This window comes from Pseudochelatococcus lubricantis, assembly GCF_011762225.1.
GTDB classification, from domain to species: Bacteria; Pseudomonadota; Alphaproteobacteria; order Rhizobiales; family Beijerinckiaceae; genus Pseudochelatococcus; species Pseudochelatococcus lubricantis.
Genome location: NZ_JAASQI010000001.1, coordinates 246,919 through 264,777, shown reverse-complemented (window position 1 = coordinate 264,777; position 17,859 = coordinate 246,919). Strand labels below are relative to the sequence as shown.

At 65.3% G+C, this 17,859-nt stretch carries 15 protein-coding genes; 5 read left to right on the top strand and 10 right to left on the bottom strand.

All coding sequences use genetic code 11. From position 1 onward, the window contains the following. The first annotated feature begins 5 nt into the window (after positions 1-5). Positions 6-998, top strand: coding sequence for a hypothetical protein (locus FHS82_RS01090; protein ID WP_166947841.1), 993 nt, complete (start codon positions 6-8; stop codon positions 996-998). Between the two features lie 21 nt (positions 999-1,019). On the opposite strand, the gene FHS82_RS01085 is transcribed toward FHS82_RS01090, so the two are convergent. From FHS82_RS01085 to FHS82_RS01075, 3 genes are all read right to left on the bottom strand, one after another. Further along, on the bottom strand, positions 1,020-2,375 hold the full coding sequence (locus tag FHS82_RS01085; protein ID WP_166947838.1) for a hypothetical protein: 1,356 nt from the start codon (positions 2,373-2,375) through the stop codon (positions 1,020-1,022). 74 nt (positions 2,376-2,449) lie between these two features. Further along, positions 2,450-3,220: a polysaccharide biosynthesis/export family protein gene (locus FHS82_RS01080; protein ID WP_208394024.1), complete on the bottom strand. Its 771-nt coding sequence runs from the start codon at positions 3,218-3,220 to the stop codon at positions 2,450-2,452. Beyond that, positions 3,211-5,325: a GumC family protein gene (locus FHS82_RS01075; protein ID WP_208394023.1), complete on the bottom strand. Its 2,115-nt coding sequence runs from the start codon at positions 5,323-5,325 to the stop codon at positions 3,211-3,213. The genes FHS82_RS01080 and FHS82_RS01075 overlap by 10 nt, the downstream gene beginning before the upstream one ends. 567 nt (positions 5,326-5,892) lie before the next feature. On the opposite strand from FHS82_RS01075, the gene FHS82_RS01070 reads away from it, so the two are divergent. The 3 genes from FHS82_RS01070 (at position 5,893) to repB (ending at position 9,744) form a co-directional block, all read left to right on the top strand. Further along, the gene (locus FHS82_RS01070; RefSeq protein WP_166947834.1) at positions 5,893-7,284 is read left to right on the top strand and encodes an exopolysaccharide biosynthesis polyprenyl glycosylphosphotransferase; all 1,392 of its coding nucleotides are present in this window, start codon (positions 5,893-5,895) and stop codon (positions 7,282-7,284) included. Positions 7,285-7,432: 148 nt separating this feature from the next. Then, on the top strand, positions 7,433-8,656 hold the full coding sequence (repA, locus tag FHS82_RS01065; RefSeq protein WP_166947832.1) for a plasmid partitioning protein RepA: 1,224 nt from the start codon (positions 7,433-7,435) through the stop codon (positions 8,654-8,656). A 71-nt stretch (positions 8,657-8,727) separates the two neighbouring features. Further along, positions 8,728-9,744, top strand: coding sequence for a plasmid partitioning protein RepB (repB, locus tag FHS82_RS01060; RefSeq protein ID WP_166947830.1), 1,017 nt, complete (start codon positions 8,728-8,730; stop codon positions 9,742-9,744). 112 nt (positions 9,745-9,856) lie between these two features. Here repB and FHS82_RS01055 read toward each other — a convergent pair whose 3' ends face one another. Genes FHS82_RS01055 through FHS82_RS01045 form a run of 3 tightly spaced genes read right to left on the bottom strand, consistent with a single transcriptional unit; the run spans position 9,857 to position 12,801 of the window. After that, on the bottom strand, positions 9,857-10,747 hold the full coding sequence (locus tag FHS82_RS01055; RefSeq protein WP_166947828.1) for an alpha/beta hydrolase: 891 nt from the start codon (positions 10,745-10,747) through the stop codon (positions 9,857-9,859). A gap of 2 nt (positions 10,748-10,749) precedes the next feature. Continuing rightward, a complete protein-coding gene (locus FHS82_RS01050; RefSeq protein WP_166947826.1) occupies positions 10,750-11,781 on the bottom strand; it encodes a peptidoglycan -binding protein in 1,032 nt (343 codons plus the stop codon). A 3-nt stretch (positions 11,782-11,784) separates the two neighbouring features. Continuing rightward, positions 11,785-12,801, bottom strand: coding sequence for a flagellar motor protein MotA (locus tag FHS82_RS01045; protein ID WP_166947823.1), 1,017 nt, complete (start codon positions 12,799-12,801; stop codon positions 11,785-11,787). A gap of 505 nt (positions 12,802-13,306) precedes the next feature. Between FHS82_RS01045 and FHS82_RS01040 the strand changes: the two genes are divergently transcribed. Beyond that, positions 13,307-13,828, top strand: coding sequence for a hypothetical protein (locus FHS82_RS01040; protein ID WP_166947821.1), 522 nt, complete (start codon positions 13,307-13,309; stop codon positions 13,826-13,828). A 1-nt stretch (position 13,829) separates the two neighbouring features. On the opposite strand, the gene FHS82_RS01035 is transcribed toward FHS82_RS01040, so the two are convergent. The 4 genes from FHS82_RS01035 to dusA form a co-directional block, all read right to left on the bottom strand. Continuing rightward, positions 13,830-14,624, bottom strand: coding sequence for an inositol monophosphatase family protein (locus FHS82_RS01035; protein ID WP_166947819.1), 795 nt, complete (start codon positions 14,622-14,624; stop codon positions 13,830-13,832). A gap of 142 nt (positions 14,625-14,766) precedes the next feature. Then, positions 14,767-15,942 (bottom strand): tetratricopeptide repeat protein, encoded by a 1,176-nt coding sequence (locus FHS82_RS01030; protein WP_166947817.1) that lies wholly within the window; start codon positions 15,940-15,942, stop codon positions 14,767-14,769. Then, entirely contained in the window at positions 15,939-16,589 is a 651-nt protein-coding gene (locus FHS82_RS01025; RefSeq protein WP_166947815.1) for a thiamine phosphate synthase, read from the bottom strand. The genes FHS82_RS01030 and FHS82_RS01025 overlap by 4 nt, the downstream gene beginning before the upstream one ends. Before the next feature lie 167 nt (positions 16,590-16,756). Next, positions 16,757-17,851: a tRNA dihydrouridine(20/20a) synthase DusA gene (gene dusA / locus FHS82_RS01020; protein ID WP_166947813.1), complete on the bottom strand. Its 1,095-nt coding sequence runs from the start codon at positions 17,849-17,851 to the stop codon at positions 16,757-16,759. Positions 17,852-17,859: the final 8 nt, after the last annotated feature.

Sequence of the window (17,859 nt, the reverse complement as noted above, 5' to 3'; positions counted from 1 at the left end):
AAGGCATGGCTGAGGAACTCAGTGAAGTTGAGCGCAAGCGGCTTGAGCGTGACCGTCGGACGCGCCAGAACAGGCGCGGGCGCCGCAATCCCGCGCCCGTGCCGGCCAAGCTCACGCGCACGTCGGCGTTTGCCCCCAAGCGCCGCGGTATCATTGATTCGAATATCGAGCGCATTTTCTATGTTCCTGGTCAGTCCGTGGTGCAGGTGCGTGGCGGCGAACTCGGCAGCCTGCACCGTGATGTCATCTATGCGCTGTTCCGCCTGAAGGAGCGCATGACGACGCTGCGCATTCCCAATCCCGATGCGCCGCAAAATGGCACGCTGCAAGGTGTTCCGTCCCATTACGAGGTGATCGAGGTTGTCACCACCTGGCGCGAGCTGCTCAAGGCCCAGGGCCTCACGCAGCACGTCAACAACCTGCTCACCCAGAAACAGGTGTTTCAGGATCTGCGCCAGGTGGTGATCACCATCTATGAAGGCAATCCCGACCAGATCATGGAGAAGCTGCATCGCGGCAGGCTCGGCGGACGCGGCATGATCACCGGTATTATCGATACCGTGGAATGGGACGGCGTCAATCTCGACAGCCGCGTGAAGGTCCGTTTCGGGCGCGGCGTGCTGGCGGCGTTCCGTACCAAGAACCTCGTTTCCCTCAACGCCGAGGTGCAGTTCGCGCTGAAGTCGGACTATGCCAAGTCGTTCTGGCCGTATATCGACTCGAAGCCCACCCACCTTTTTGTCGACGAGACCATGCTGGCTAGCCTTGTCGACCGTGAGGTCTATGGCGAGCGTGAGACGGATTCGACCCGCTCCCAGTTCCGCAAGGATTGTCGGCAGGCGTTTGACGACATGATCCGCGCCGGCGGTCTCAAGGAATGGTCGATCGAACTGCTGGGGGCCGGCAAGCGCAAGATCCGCCGCTATCATTACAAGCACGCGCTGCCGCGCAGGATCGAGCAGGAGCAGATCGAGCTGCCGTTCCCGCTCGCTGTGTGATTGCGGGTGCGCGACACCGACTCATCGACGGGTTCGCGTACATGCCGGCGCATGAAGGATCGCCGGCGGTCGGGGTTCGAAATGGATGGCAGCGGCCGGTGTATGCGCTTGCGGCGCATCAGTGGGGGCAGTGCCGCCGGGCCGATCGAGATAGACGGCAATGGCGAGCAACGATGCGAACTCGCCAGGAACGAAGACGAGGGAATAGACGGCGGACTGGACAAGCATGAACAGGATGTAGTCGCCGACGGCCATCACGAACGGCGACGCCGCCTCGCCCCGGGCCAGTCCGCGCGCGAGATGGAAGCCTGCGAAGTGGATGGCGAGGATCATCGCGGCGCCTGCAAGGCCGTATTCAAAAACAATGCCGGCCCAGCCGATGTCCGCGAGAAAGAAAAAGTCGTTGCCGAGAATGTCCCCCATCGTCACCTCCCCAAAACGCGACATCGCACCCATGCCGACGAGCCAGCCGAAGGGATCGTCGCCGAGATAGGCGAAAGCGGACCGCAGCGACTGCAGGCGCACCGACAGCGAACCGCCGAGCGCCTCCTGAACCGATGTGGCGAAAGGGCTGAACCCAGCGCCAACCGCCGCCGCGGTACCGCCGCAAAGCACCAGCGCCGTGGCAAGCCGGAACCACCGCGGCGGTATCAGCGCGAGCCCCGCCACGACGGCGGCGGCAGCGATGGTCATGCGCTGTTTGTAGATAAATACCAGCATGGCAAAACAGCAGAGGATCGCGAGCGCCACCCATAACTCGCGTTGTTGCTGTAGGCGTCTGACAAGATAGAACAGCAGCAATACACCGAAGAATATTGGCATGTAGATGCGATAGCCGCGTTCGACGTCATAAAGCAGGAACTTCGCGCCAACGGCATCGGTCGAATACCCGCTTTCAGGAATGGTGAGCCATAACAACGGCATCAGCACGAAGGTGGCAACACCCGGCGCCAGCATGGAGCACGCCAGTTGCCGCGGCGTCGGAGCCAGCAGCCTGAGCAGGGCGAGCAGCGCGAAGTAATAGGTGAAGGGCCAGACCTTCACCGTAGTAAGCATCGCATCGGCAAGGCCGCCGCCCCAGTTCGCCATGGCCACGACGGGAGCGATGCCTAACAGATACGCGAGGAGAATGAGGAAGAACGGACGCAGCGGCGCATCCGCCGACGTCAGCCCGCGCAGTGTGAGCAGGACGACGATGACCGGCCACGCCTTCGACAGATAGTAGACCGCCGGCCACTGGCTCATGTAGTAGAAGCTCTGGCCGAAAAACGGCAACACGACCAGCAGGATGACGGTGATCGCCACGTTATGGGCCCCGCCCGTCGGCTCCGCCGCACCGCCACCGGCGATGTCCGCTCCCGGCGAAATGGCTTCCAACGCTGGCGGAGTGGCGCCTGCGGGTGCGGGAGGGGTTATGGGATGGTTCGGCTCATCCGGTCCGGGCACGCGCTTCAAGGCATGATGCCCCCGGTCGTCGTGCTGTAGCTGCCGATCGTGTAACCGAAGCTGCGCTGGAATGGCACCACCTTGTTGATGAACTGGTCGACCCACAGGTTGACCTCCGCGATCGAGCTGCGCGGGACATAGATGACGTCGCCCGGCTGCAGAGCAATGTCCTCGACGCCGCCAGTCTCGATCACGGCGCGGATGTCCAGTGTGCGCAGCATAGCCTTGCCCTCCGGACTGCGGCGGATGACGGCGATCTGGCCGAGGCGTGCGTCGTCCGTGAAGCCGCCGGCCAGCAGAACGGCGTGCAGCGCGTTGATACGCATGTCCGTGAGTTGCATCGAGCCCGGGTTGCGGACCGCGCCGCCGATGTAGATGCGGGACGATACCGCCTCCTCGATCGACACCACCACCTGCTGATCGGCGACCGTCCTGCGTGAGACCGCGCGGATGAGCGTCTCAAGCTCCGGCAGCGTGCGTCCGGTGGCCCGTACCTGCCCGGTGGCGCGAAGGCCGATATGGCCGTCCGGCGAAACGATGACGTCCTCGTCCATTTCCTGCGTCAGCAGGAACTTGATCTTCAGGCGATCACCCGGGCCGACGCGGTATACGGGCGGTGCCGTGTCGCTCCAGGCCACGAAGCCCTCGGTGTTGGCCTCGACGAAGGTCAGGTTCTGGCCGGTGGACAGGGCAGTCTCGTTCCGGTCCACAGCGGCGCATCCGGCCAGCAGCGTGGCGGCCATTGCGGCGCGCGCGTGCTTAAGCATCACAGCCATCGGTAAATCCATTCCGGCAGGTAGAACTTGCGTCCCGTGAACACGAAGCCGGCAATGCCGCCGCCGGCGTCGAAGATGTTGTCGCGGCTCCACGTCGCGACGGGGCCGCGCGACTGTTCCGCGCGCACCACCAGCAGGCTCGCCTCGACGGCAACTGCGAGGCGGCGCGTGAGATGAATCGATGGGGCTGGAAAGCCGATCAGGATCACGTCGTAGCGATGGCGCAGCCCCGCCAGCACGTCGCGTGCGCTGCGGGGCGGCGCGCTGAGGCTTACGAGCGGCGAGTCGGCGTCGACCGAGGCGACGTCGAGGCCGGGAATGGCAGTCTCCGCGATCCGGACGCCGTCGTAACTCTCGATTTCCTGCGTTACGGGCACGGATACGCCGATGGCGAGCGTGCGCAGCCCCCTGCCCGCGCCCAGTTCGACCGCGAGCGCTTCGGTGAGGCGCACGTTGTCGCCGGCAGCGCCAATATCCACGAGTTGCAGGGTCGATAACGGCTCGCCGCCGACATCGATGTCGCGCAGGCGCGCGACGAGCGATAGCAGCGCCTGCCGGTTCTGCGGCGCGTCGAAACCCCCGGGCGCATCCGCCAACACAGCGAGCGCGGGAAGGCGCAGCGCCCGCTCCGCATCCTGCTGGCGAATGAAGCCGGGGCGCAGTTCCGCCGCGCAGACGCCGGCTGCGGCGCCCGAAAGGAGGCCCGCGAGAAGCCCTGCCGCAATGAACGGTAGCGCCAGGTGCCGCGCAACGACATCGTCCCGGCCGGACTGGATCACCCGGACATTGGAGGCCCGCACTGCAGCGGCGGTCTCCTCGATCCGGGCCGCTTCCGCGCGTTTGACGTATTCGCCGTGCGTATCCGTGAGGACGGTGCGCTCCCGCTGCAGTACGCGCAGCCGCGTCTCGGCGTTCCGCAGCGAGTCCACGCGCCGCTGTGCCTGTTCCTGCTGGGCATCGAGTTCGTGCATCTGCCGGTCGAGAGCGTCGCGCTCCACGTTCAGGCTGACCACCATGTTATCGATGAAGTCGGCGGAAGGGTTGCGAACGTCGCGTTCCGACCACGTGGAGCGCTCCGGCGGGTGTTTCGCGCTGTCGATCGCCACGGCGATCTTGGCGTCTACCTCGCGGATGAGCGGGTGGCCGGGCGCATAGCGTCTGATGAGCGATTCACGCTCGGTGCGCAGTTGCACCAGCAGGTCGCCGGCGTTGCTGCCGGGTACGGCTTCGTTGCTACGCTGGCGAGAGTCGAAAACGGTGTCGTGCAGCGCCGCCCGCTGCTTTTCCGCCTGCGCGAGTTGCCCGTCGATCGCACGCCGGCGCTCGCTCGCCTGCCGCCTGCGGTCCAGTATGCTGTCGGCCTGGTTGGCGGCGAGCGTCAGATCCTGGGCGAGGTCAATGATGCCGGCTTGCGTCATCTCTTCGCTAATGGCGCCGTCCGTCTCCCGGAGGCGGGTTTCGAGGTGCTCGACCTGCGATGTCAGGATGGCCGATGTCGGATTATCGAACAGCGTCTTGCGGCGGGCGAGATAGTGGTGGATGAGCCTGTCCATCGCCATCACGGCGAGATCGCGGTCCGGATGGGTGAAACCCACCAGAATGACGTTGGAGCCCGACTGGACGCTGGCGCGCAGCCGCTCGCGAAACGCCTGGAGTGCCGCGTCCTCGTTGGAACCCGCATCCCGTCCCAGCGCCACGGACCAGCGGGAGGCAAGCGAAGGCGGGAATAAAGCCTGCGAGCCGATGTCGGCGAGCGTCGCGCGGATAACCTCGGCACTTTCGAGGATGAGGACCTCCGCCTCGACGGATTTGAGGCCCTCGACCGACAGAACGGCCGGACCGTTGTCCGTCACGCCCTGCGTGCCGGAATACTCCCGGGAGACGAGAACCATCAGCAGGCCGTTCGACGTGTACTGAATCCGCGAGAAGACTGCGAGGGCGATGGCGGCGACGACCGGCACAAGCGCCGCCAGAACGATGACGCGCCTGTGATAGGCGGCTGCCGCCAGCAGGTCGCGGACGGTGAAATGTCGCGCCGGCACGGACACGCGGATACCGCCTGCGGCGTTATCGGGACCATGCGCATCGCGATGTGTGGCGATCACCAATTCGAGTTGCCTTCTGATATCCGTGGAACAGCTGGACGTAAAAATGCAAAAAATAAGAAAATAAAAAATAACTAATGATAATTATCATAATAAATATTGTATAATGTCTCCCCAAAAAGCATCTTATTCTCCGTATATTAATTATAAAAAGCAAATATCATTTGTGATAATAGCAAAATATACGACCTTTATAATTGCGGTGAATCGATCTATATATTGTTTACCACGGCGGCCCGGGTTGGCGACAGTGCGCAATGGTGGTCGGCGGCTCTTGCGGCCAGTTTCCACAGGAAAGGCGGTCACGAAATGGAATTTCATAACAAAAATACGAATATTGAATAAAATTTTCATTTATAAGAATGTATATTTAAATATAGAAGTTTCATTAAATTAAATAATAATTTCAATAAATTGATCTATATTTATATGTAAAAATCAATATAAAATTTAAGTGTTATATTGATGTTTAAGGAAGCGGAAATTTAGCGTCATTATTGCCTTTTTAGCGAATTCTCGCGAGGTTGCCTCGATGCTGCGGTGCCGGGGGCTCGGCGAGGTGATTGAATGACACGGTGGACGCATGGCCTGATCAACAGGCTGGCCATGCTCGTTGACATTGCGATGCTCACGGCCGGCGCGGTGGCGGCGCATGTCCTGTGGGCGGACGGCGCCGCCGCGCGCAGTGCGGCGCTGTGCCTGCTTCAGGCTGCGATCTATCGCGCCGTCATGAAAGCTGGCGGCGCCTACCGGGCCGAATATTACCGGTCGGCCGGGCGCCAGATTCGCCAGGTCGCCGTCGGCGCGGGCGTGACCGTGGTGGCGGTGACTGTCTTCGAGACCGCCCTCGTGCCGGGCGCGCCCTCCTATGGCGCCGCCGTTCCGCTCTCCATGCTGCCGCCGTTCGCGGCGCTGCTGTTCGGCCGTCTGGCCATCGTGCTGCCTGGCATGCATCATCTCGCCCGCCGGGCTGTCCTGCGCCGGCGCGTCGTCATTGTGGGCGCCGTCGCCGAGGCGGAAAGGGCCATCTCCCGGCTGAACCGGAACGATGCGGGCCTGATGCAGTGCATCGGCGTCTTCACCGACGACACGGCGGGAATGGGCGCCGTCGCCGACGTGCCTGTGCTCGGCCGCACGGATGATCTGCTGACATGGGACGGGCGCGATGCGCTCGACCTTGTGATCGTCGCCCTGCCCTGGGACGACATCGTGCGTCTTGGGATGCTGATCGACCGCCTGGGCCGCCTGTCGGTCGATGTCACGGTGTCGTTGACGCATGACGCATTCCGTCCGCGTTTCGCGCAGGTCCTGCGCGTCGGCGAGTTGCCGACGTTACAGGTCGTCCGTCAGCCGCTCAAGGGCACGCTGCTGTTCGCGAAATGGATCGAGGACAAGGTCGTGGCGGTTGCCGGGCTTGCGGTTACGTTGCCGCTGCTCCTGCTCGCGGCACTGCTCATACGTCTTGAATCGCCCGGCCCCGTGCTCTTCCGTCAGCAGCGTGTGGGACGCAACGACAGACCGTTCACGCTCTATAAACTCCGTACCATGCGCGTCGACCCCGTCGACGACGGCACCCGGGGGACGTTGCGCGGCGACGCGCGGATCACGCGCGTGGGTGCGATCCTGCGCAGGACGTCGCTCGACGAACTGCCGCAACTGTTCAACGTGCTGGAGGGCCACATGTCCATCGTCGGACCGCGTCCCCACGTGGCGAGGATGGATGTCGGCGGCCGGCAGTACGACACGGTGGGTGCCTACATGCACCGCTACCGCATGAAACCCGGTATTACCGGCTGGGCGCAGATCAACGGCATGCGTGGCGGTATTCATTCGCTTGAGAAAGCCGAGCGCGGCGTGGAACTCGATCTGTATTACGTCGAGAACTGGTCGCTATGGCTCGATATCAAGATCATCCTGCTGACCCTGACCAAGGGCATGGCGGGGAGCGACGTGTTCTGACAGTCATCCTTCCGGTATGATCGCACGGCGGCGCGCGGCCCGCCGAAATGCGCAAGTCGGCGCGAGGTGTCTTGCGTTATGTGGTTGATCTGATACCATCACGCTGAAATTGCGGATACGGATATTAATCCGTGACGACGGAATCAAAATGACAGCCAGCGAACTTCTCCCGCGTCCCGCCAAAACGGCGGTCGACGTCACCATCGGCGAGCATGCGGAATTGCTCAGCAGCCAGTTGCAGGCGCTGAGTGACGCCCTGTTTCCGCCGTCGTCGCGCAAGACGCTGCGGCGCTTCACCTCCGGCGAGGTTGCTCGCCTGATAGGAGTGTCCGATTCCACGCTGCGCAAGCTGTCGCTGGCCAATGAGGGGCCGGCGCCGGAGATGTCGGGCAACGGGCGCCGGCTCTATTCCCTGTCGCAGATCAACGAACTGCGGCATCTGCTGGCGGGGAACATGCGTGGCAGGGACACGCAGGCGCTGCTGCCGCGCCGTGGAGAGGGTGACCACCTGCAGGTCGTGGCGGTGACGAACTTCAAGGGTGGATCGGGCAAGACGACGACGGCCGCGCATCTTGCGCAGTATCTGGCGCTGCACGGATACCGGGTGCTTGCCATCGACCTCGACGCGCAGGCGAGCCTGTCGGCGCTTCTCGGCGTCATGCCGGAGATCGACGTCAAGGCGAACGACACGCTTTACGCGGCCATCCGGTACGACGACAAGATTCGCCCGCTGAGTGAAGTCGTGCGCCAGACGCACTTCGACGGGCTGGATCTCGTGCCGGGCAACCTCGAACTGATGGAGTTCGAGCACGACACGCCGCGCGCGCTTGCCGCCGGCGCGCAGGGAGGGGACGGAATCTTCTATACCCGCATCGCCCGTGCGCTGGACGACGTGGCCGACCGTTACGACATCGTGGTGCTCGACTGCCCGCCGCATCTCGGCTTCCTCACGTTGAGCGGGCTGTGCGCGGCCACCGCGATGATCATCACGGTGCATCCGCAGATGCTCGACATCGCGTCCATGAGCCAGTTCCTGCTGATGACGCACGATCTGCTGACGGTGGTGCGCGGCGTCGGCGCGTCGCTGGACTACGATTTCGTCCGCTACCTCATCACCCGGTACGAACCGCAGGACGGGCCGCAGACCAAGGTCGTCGCGTTGCTGCGCAACCTGTTCGGCGATCACGTACTCACCAACCCCATGGTCAAGTCGGCGGCTGTTTCCGACGCGGGGCTGACGAAGCAGACGCTCTATGAGATCGGCCGCGAGAACCTGACGCGCTCCACCTACGACCGGGCGATGGAAGCGCTCGATGCGGTGAATGGCGAAATCGAACGGCTGATCGCGGGCGCCTGGGGGCGCGGGGCATAGTCCGGCGGCGTTCTGTTGGGAGCTCCCAACAGGCTACGGACCGGATCGGGAAATTGAAGAAGGAAGCACCGATGAGCCGCAAGGACACTCTCGCCGCCCTGTTCACGCAGAAAAAGGCCGTCACGCCGCCTGCGGCACCCGTCGGCGAAGCGGAACGGGAGCGCATCAGGAGCGGGGCGATCTCCGCCATGGGGGCGTCGCTGCAGCAGCTCACCGAGGGGGCGCGTAACGCGGCACGGTTGCAGGAGCAGATCGAGGAGGGGACGGTCGTCGTCAATCTCGATCCCGCGCTGGTCGACAGCGGCATGGTGGCGGACCGCTTGCAGCCGGAGGTGGATCCGTCGTTCGACGAACTCGTGGCCAGCATCCGCGACTCCGGCCAGCAGGTACCGATTCTGGTGCGCCCGCGCGATCAGGATCAGACACCGCGCCGCTATCAGGTGGCCTACGGACATCGGCGTCTACGCGCCGCGCAGCAGCTCGGGATCTCCGTCAAGGCGATCGTGCGGCCGTTGACCGACGCCGAGATGGTGGTCGCGCAGGGCAAGGAAAACCTCGAACGCCGCGATCTCTCTTATATCGAAAAGGCACTCTTTGCCCGCCGGCTGGAGGACGCCGGCTTCGAACGCGCCACCATCGTCGCCGCATTGTCGACGGACAAGGCAGACCTCAGCCGCTATATTTCCGTGGCGCGCCTCATTCCGGAGGACGTCGCGCAGGCCATTGGCCCGGCTGGTCGCGTCGGCCGCGCACGCTGGCTGCTGCTCGCCGAAAACCTCAAGCGTCCAGGCGCCAGCCGGCGGCTCAAGTCCGTGCTGGAAAGCGAAGAGTTCCGGCAGGCGGACAGCAATGCCCGTTTTGCGCAGGTGTTCGCGGCGCTGGCGGACAAGGCTGTGGCCGAGAAAACGTCCGAGCGCATCTGGCGCGATCAGGAGGGGCGGGCGGTGGTGCGGATCGAGTCCCGCAAGGATCGCACGGTCTTCGTCGTCGACGAAGCGGCGGCGCCGGAATTCAGCGTGTTTCTGGAGCAGGAGTTCGATACCCTGTACGCGCGCTACCGGCAGAAACAGGCGGAAAAGAGTGGTTGAGCCCACAGGCGAGCGGCTGTAAATCCATCTGAAAAACAATATAAAAAATCTGCAAACGGAACTGAACGCGCCGTTAGATTCCGTAGCCCGTGCAGCCTGCCAGCGGGGATTCTCATACGTTATGGAGCGTCCCGGCGCCGTCCCATAGCGCAAGCCGCAGGCCGTGGCTGATGCCGGTCAGCGCGGAAGACGAATGATCTTCCCCGGCCAGCTCCTCGAAACGCATGATGAGGCGCGCCGGCGCATGCGCTGCGAGCAGGCGGGCAAGATCGCGGGAGCGGTCCACCATGGCCCGTTCCTGCCGCAGGGCAACGATCCGCTCCGTGTCGGGCAGCGCCTGCTGCCAGGGTGCAAGCGCCTGCTCGTACTCGCCCACGGCGATCAGCGCGCGGCGCGGCGCCTGCTCCTCGCCGATCCGCGCCGGCAGCAGCGGCACGTTGGCGTGCAGCCACGGTTCATCCCACCACACCGAGGGGCTGATCGCCACGTAGCTCTCGAATGCGCCCGGATCGAGCAGCAATTGCGAAAGCACAAAGTACGCGCCGAGCGAATGGCCGAACAGGGCCTGGCGCGCGCGGTCGAGCGGCGCCTCCCGCTCCACGAGCGGGCGCACCACCTCGGCGATGAACCGCGCCAGCGTCTGCGCTCCGCCGGTCGGGCGCGGCCCGGCGTTGCCGCGCGGCCGGTCGCGCGTATGCGGCAGGGTGAAGTCGTGGACACGCCTGTGCTGGTCGTAGGGATTATCGGTGTCGTAGCCGATGCCGATGACGATAGCGGGCGCGACGCCCGTCGAATCCTGCCGCGCGGCGCGCATGCGCACGGCCTCGACGGTGGTCAGAAAGGTGGCGTTGGCGTCGAGCAGGAATATGGCGGGATAGCCGGCTGCCGGCGGCGCCTGCTCAGGCAGCGCCAGAAAGATGCGGTAGGCGAAGCCGTCGAAGGGCGAGCGGACGACGCGGACGCTGGTGCGGGGCAGGAACAGCGGTTGCGGCGCGTTGTCCAATTCTATCGCTCGGTCAGCTTGAGTTCGATGCGCCGGTTGCGCTTGAAGGCTTCCTCGTCGTCGCCGGGATCGAGCGGCTGGTACTCGGCAAAGCCTGCGGCGAGCAGCTGCTGCGGCGGCAGCCCGCGCGACTGCAGGTAGCGCACCACCGCGATCGCGCGGGCGGACGAAAGCTCCCAGTTGGAACGGAAGGCGCCGGCGCCGGAGAGCGGCCTGCGGTCGGTATGGCCGTCGACGCGCAGCACCCACGGGATATCCGGCGGAATTTCCTCGACGAGTTCCAGCAGCGCGTCCGCCACCTTGTCGAGTTCGCGCTGACCCTCCGGCAACAGTTCGGCCGCGCCGGTGTCGAAAAACACCTCGGACTGGAACACGAAGCGGTCGCCGACGATGCGAATGTCCTGCCGCTCGCCCAGAATCTGCCGTAGCCTGCCGAAGAAGTCCGAGCGGTAGCGCGCGAGTTCCTGCACGCGCTGCGCGAGGGCGACGTTGAGGCGGCTGCCGAGATCGGCAATCCGTGCCTGCGATTCCCGGTCGCGCGCCTCGGACGCGGAAAGCGCGTCCTCCAGCGCGGCGAGCTGCCGGCGCAGGGCCGCGAGCTGCTGGTTGAGCAATTCCACCTGCGCCAGTGCACGTCCCGAGATTTCCTTCTCGCTGGCGAGCGCGGAAGACAGGCGCCCGATTTCGCTGGAGGCGGACGAGCGCGCGTCCGTGCCGGCGGTCAGCAGCCCCTGCAGACGGTTCTGCTCCGCCTCGCTCGTCTGCAACGTCGATTGCAGGGTGGAGAGATTGTCCTGCAGGTTCCGGTTCTCGGAGCGGGCAAGGGCGAGCAGGTCGGTGAGTTCGGCGATCTGCTGGTTGAGGCGGCGCAGCGCCTCGTCCTTGCCAGAGAGTTCCTGCGAGAGATAGAACTGGCCCAGCACGAAAACCGATAGCAGGAATACGATCGACAGGACGAGCGTCGACAGCGCATCCACGAACCCTGGCCAGTAGTCGATCCGCCGGGCTTCCCGGCGCCCGCGCGACAGGGCCATGGCTCAGTCCACCCGTCTGGAGGGGGGGGCGGTGAGGCGTTCGAGCAGCCGCTTGATCTCGCTCTGCTGGTCGGCCTGCGCCTCGACCCAGTCGCGGATGAGCTGCTGCTCCCCGCGCATGTGCTGCACGAGCGACTGGATGCCCTCGGCGAGATTGGCGAGCGCCTGTGTGGCGGCGCGGTTGCCCTGGTTTTCGCTCACCAGCGCGGAGAGCCTGTCGAGCGCGACGCTCAGTTCCGCCGTCGGGGGAGCTGCCGTCTGCACTGGCCGGCCGGCCTCGGGAACGGCGGGCACGATGACTTCCGGCGCCGGATGGTCCACCACTGAGCGGGCAAGGATATCCTCAAGCTCGGTATAGAAACGGTTCTGCGCCTGGCCGGTCTGCAGGTCGAGAAAGCCGAGCACCAGCGAGCCGGCAAGCCCGAACAGGGATGACGAGAACGAGATGCCCATGCCGGCGAGAGGCGCCGAGAGCCCCGTTTTCAGGTCATCGAACAGCACGGCCGAGTCGCCGTCCGTGCGTAGCGAGCCAATGACGCCGCCAATGGAACTCACCGTCTCCAGCAGGCCCCAGAAGGTGCCGAGCAGGCCGAGAAACACGAGAAGCCCGGCGAGGTAGCGCACGATGTCCCGGCTTTCGTCGAGGCGCGCGGCAAGTGAATCGAGCAGCGCGCGCACGGTCAGCGTCGGGGCGGAGGCGCGCTCCAGCCGTTCGCCGAACACGGCGGCCATGGGCGCGAGCAACACCGGGGGCGCGGCGATCGCCACGCCCTCGCCCGTCAGCTGCGAAGCATTGACCCAGTTTACCTCGCGAAACAGTTGCCACATCTCCCGCAGCGACATCACGATGCCGACCAGCAGTACGCCGATGATCAGCCCGTTCAGGCCCGGATTGGCCATGAAGGCCTCGACGATCCGCCGTTGCAGCACCAGCGCGACAAAACCGATAAGGATAAGGAAGACGGCAGCGCGCACGAGATAAATCCGTGGCGCGGACAACTTCGGAGCGGCAAACGTCATCGTCTCGGCCCCCGGGGCTCCAGTTTGTGCAATGCGGTATCGCGACGGAAGTTAAGGATAAACATGCCAAACGACAATGACAATCGCGGGCAGGGGCAGCAACCCGTGAAGTCGGGTTGCCCGGCGGCCTGCCGGGCATCGGCTGAAAGACGCCGGAGGTCGCAATCCCCACGGTCTGGGGCGACACATTTGACTTTTGCAAGGATATATGAGAAATCTTGATGTAAAAATGGATAATATTAAAAATAACGCGCTGTTTATGTTTATGATTTTCGTCTTCTTTGAAACATCAGGATAGCAGTATATGTCTTATATTTCGTCTGTAAGTTTTGGATATATTTATGCAAAGCGTGGGGATTTTGAAGATACAGTCGACTATGAATCCATTTGGCGGGGTATTCCGGGTACCGGTCTCGCCGTTGCGGACAGGCCGCTTGCGGGTCGATGCGTCGAATGGGAAACCAATCCTGTTCCGGACGGCATGGGCTCCTCGCGGCGGCCGGCCTTGTCGGGCGTCTCACGGCCGCTGCCCGAGCAGCAGTTCAATACGGCGCGTGGACCGATCAGAATCACGTCTGTGCAGAAGCCGCAGTCCAGATGCTATCTCGAATTCGATCTCGGACGAAGCCTGAGCGCGTCCGAGAAGAAAGCCGTCCGTGCCGGGTTTCAGGCAGTGGTCTTCAGCCTCGTCAAGCGGGAGATCATATTCAGCCGCGATTACACTTCGCTGCCCGAACTGGCCGTGAAGCAGAGCGAGGACGGGAACACCATCACATTCGATGTCACGGCCAGGGCCGGCGAGTACATCGAGATGCTGGAGAACCTCACCGGGCAGGTCAGGTTCCAGTTTTCCGATACGAGATCGCCCGTCTCGACCGCGCAGGTGCACGTGGACCTGAAGGGGAGCAGCATGTGGGCAACGTTGAAGCTGCGCAGCGCGCTCGCTCTCGGCCGCAGTGAATTTCGGGAGCAAGCCGAGAGGCTGCTCGGCAAGGTGCTCCTGCCCGGCGGCGGCCGATTCCCGTGAGTCAGGCCTTGGCACTGCGCAGTAGCCCGAGCAACTCCCGCTGGATCACTTCGTTACCGCAGACGACGGTGCCGGTTTCCAGCGGGTTGTCGCCGCCGTCGGCATCCGCGATGAAGCCGCCCGCCTCGCGCAGCAGCACGATGCCGGCGGCGATATCCCAGCTGTTGACGCCCCGTTCCCAATAGCCGTCGTAGCGGCCGCTTGCGACATAGGCGAGGTCGAGCGCCGCCGCCCCCATGCGGCGCACGCCGGCCGTGCGAACGGTCACCGCCGCGAGTTCACGGATGAAAGCGGGGTGTCCGCCCTTGCCGAGATGGGGAATGCCGGTCGCGATAACGGCGCTCGCCATGTCGCGGCGCGCGGAAACGCGGATGCGGCGGTTGTTGAGATAGGCGCCGGCGCCCTTTTCCGCGACGAACAGCTCGTCCTTGATCGGGTCGTAGATAATGCCGGCGACAATCTGCCCCTGCCGCTCCAGTCCCACGGAGATGGCGAAATGGGGAATGCCGTGCAGGAAGTTCGTGGTGCCGTCGAGCGGATCGATGTGCCAGCGATGGGTCGTATCGGTGCCCGGCACGATGCCGCCTTCCTCCAGCACGAAGCCGTAGCCGGGGCGGACCTTTTCCAGCGCCTCGCGCAGGACGGTCTCGGCCTTTTTGTCGGCGGCGGAAACGAAGTCGCCCGGCCCCTTCAGGGAAACCTGCAACGCCTCCAGTTCGCCGAAGTCGCGTTTCAGTGAGCGGGCGGCCTTCATGACGGCATCGGTCATGACGGTGATGAGGGGGGAGCGAATCATGTTGAATTGCCTGTGGGACAAGCCGAATGAACGCCAGCTCCGGAACGGATGGCGAATGACGGATAACGGATGCGTGTGCCGTTATCTGCCCGCAAGCAGCCGCGGCGTCAAGGTATGTTTCACCGGGCCGCCGTGCCCGCTCCTATGGCGCCAGCCCGAAGTTGATGTCGTCCGTGCGCTCGCGCGCCAGCAGTTCGGCCCGTTTTCTCTCTTCGGGCGTGAGGTTCTTCAGCGCCGTATCGAGCCATGTATCCGTGCGCCCCTGCGCGGAGGCCATCAGGTGCCACGCCGCTGCCTGCACGAGGTCCTTCGGCAGGCCCCGGCCGGCGACGAGAATGCGCGCCAGCCTGTTCTGGGCAATGGCGTTGCCGCGCGCGGCGGCGACGGCGAACAGGCGCGCGGCGCGCTCCTCGTTCACCTCCACGCCGTTGCCGTTGAACAGCATGATCGCGAGTTCCACCTGCGCCGCGATGTTGCCGTTGGCAGCCGCCCGCGCCATCCATTGCGCCGCGCGCGCGGCGTCGCGGCCGACGCCCTGGCCCTCGCGCAGCATGACGGCGAGGGCGTATTGCGCATCCGGCACCTCGGCGGCGGCGGCCTTCTCCAGCAGGGAAACGGCGCGCGAAACGTCGTCGGCGCGGCGCGCGGCGAGCAGTGACAGCGCCAGATTGTAGGCCGCCAGCGGATGGCCGGCGGCGGCAGCCTTCTCCAGCAGCGCGACGGCGGCCTTGCGTTTCTCCTCGGCGCCCGCTGCGGCGCCGTCTGCGCTTTCAGCGACGGCCAGCATGGCGAGCGCGAAGGTGCCGTTGCGGTCTCCCGCCGCGTCGGCGCGCCGATACCACGCGGTGGCCTGCGTGAGATCCTTCGCCACGCCGAGCCCCTGGGCGTAGATTTCGCCGAGCAGCGTCATCGCCGCGCCGTCACGCGGGTTGCGCGCAGCGCGCAGGGAGGCGCCCTCGAAGGCCGATTTGTAGAAGCCGCGCTGATAGTCCGCGAAGGCGTAGTCCGCCGTGAAATCCGGCAGCGTCGGGATGTCGTCCGCACCCGAATCACTCGGCATCACGGGGGAGGGGAGAAAACGGGCTCCCGGCGGTGCGCCGGTCGGTGCCGGCTGCGTCCGCGGCAGCGCGTTGCGGGGGCCGCTCGCGCCCGGCAGGCCGAAATCGCCGGTGAAAGGAATGGCCGGCGCCTTGTCCTTGCCATCCTGCGCCGCCGCCGGCAGGCCGAGGAGCAGGCTGGCGGCCACCGCAACGGCGGCTTGCCGGACACCGGCGCGCGGCAGAACGGAAGACGGGCCGTCTGGCAGTTCCCGCGTCATCGGCCCGGCGCTTCCCTGCCCGGCACGTCGGTCGTGGCGATGATGGCGCGCACCCTGGCGATGGCGGCCGCCGGGCCTTCCGCATGCGACCAGACGGCCTCGCCGACGCCGATGAACTCCGCGCCGGTTTCGGCCATGGCGGCGACATTATCGAGATCGTGGACGAAGCCGACGCAGGGCACGGCGAAGATCTCCGCCCACCAGGCCGCGCGCTCGATCGTGGTGTCGAGGTCGGGCAGACTGCCGTCCGCCCGGGGCTCGCCGAACATGAGATAGTCGATGTCGCGCTCGCCTGCCTCCATGGCCTCATGGCGGGTGCGCAAGCCGCCGACGCCGACGATGCGGTCCGGCTTCAGGGTGTCGATCGCCTCCTGCACGGCGCCGTGGGTATCGATATGCACGCCGTCCGCGCCACCGCGCACGGCGACGAGAGGGGAGGTGCGCGCGATCACCGCCGCGCCTGCCTTCTGCAACACGGGTACGATGGTCTTCAGCGCTTTTGTCTGCTCGCGCTCGTCGGTGAAGGCGAACGACAGCAGCACCGCCGCAACCCCGCCGCCGTCGCACGCCTCGGCCAGCGGCGCCATGGCGCCACTCGGGTCGTCGATGGTGCGGGAAACGAGATAGATCTGTGCTTTGTCGGTCATGGCAACCCTGTCGAACCTCTCTTGTGTCATGGCGCGCCGTGCGCGCGGATGCAAGGCCCAAATGCGCGGCGGGGGCCCCGGCATGAATCTGCGGGCGCGGATCTCATATCCGCGGGCCGACGAGCCCGACTAATCGGCCCGCGGTAAAGCCCGGTTGCCGACAAGTATCAGGAGGCGCCCTGCGGCAGCGCGGCCTGGCGGGCGCCTTCGTCAGCCTCGCCGGCCGGCTCACGGCTGACGAGCGCGACAGCCGCGCGCAGCACCTCAAGGCCCGCGCCGTGTCTGACGGCTTCCGTCGCGAGGTGGCGGCGGAAGAGGCGCGCCCCGCGCCGGCCGGGAAACAGCCCCAGCAGGTGGCGCGTCATCTGGTTGAGGCGTACACCCGCCTGCAGCTGCGCCGCCACATAGGGCATGAAGGCGTCGATGGCCTCGAACCCGTCCGCCACGGGCGCCGGTGCGGGCGCCTCTCCCGGCGGTGGCAGGGCGTCGACACCGAGCAGGATCTCCGGGTTCTGGTAGGCGGCCCGTCCGATCATGGCGCCGTCGAGCGGCCGCTCGATGCAGTCGCGAATCGCATCTTCCGCCGCCGCTAGCGTGGCGAGACCGCCGTTCAGCATGACGGGCAGCCCGGGCCGGTCCTGCTTGAGGCGGTGGACGCGGGCGTAGTCGAGCGGCGGGATGTCCCGGTTCTCCTTCGGGCTGAGGCCGGAGAGCCACGCCTTGCGCGCATGCACCACGAGCCCGTCGACGCCCGCCTGCACCACGGCCTCCGCGAGGGCGTCGAGAGCCTCCTGCGTGTCCTGATCGTCGACCCCGATGCGGCATTTGACGGTGACGGGAATGGAGACGGCACCCCTCATCGCCGCCACGCAATCGCCGACGAGCGCAGGCTCGCGCATCAGGCAAGCGCCGAACCGCCCGTTCTGGACGCGGTCGGACGGACAGCCGACGTTGAGGTTGATCTCGCCATATCCCCAGTCCGCGCAGATGCGCGCCGCCTTCGCCAGCTCGCCGGGGTCGGAGCCGCCAAGCTGTACCGCGATCGGGTGTTCCGCGGGTGAGAAATCCAGAAATCGCGCCTTGTTGCCGAACAGGATGGCGCCGGTCGTCACCATCTCCGTATAGAGCTGGACGCGGCGCGACAGCAGGCGATGAAAGAACCTGCAATGTTTATCAGTCCAGTCGAGCATCGGGGCAACCGCGTAGCGCGCACCGCCGAACGGGCTGATATTCCTTGTTTTATAGGCAATTGGCTCAAACATATGCAACT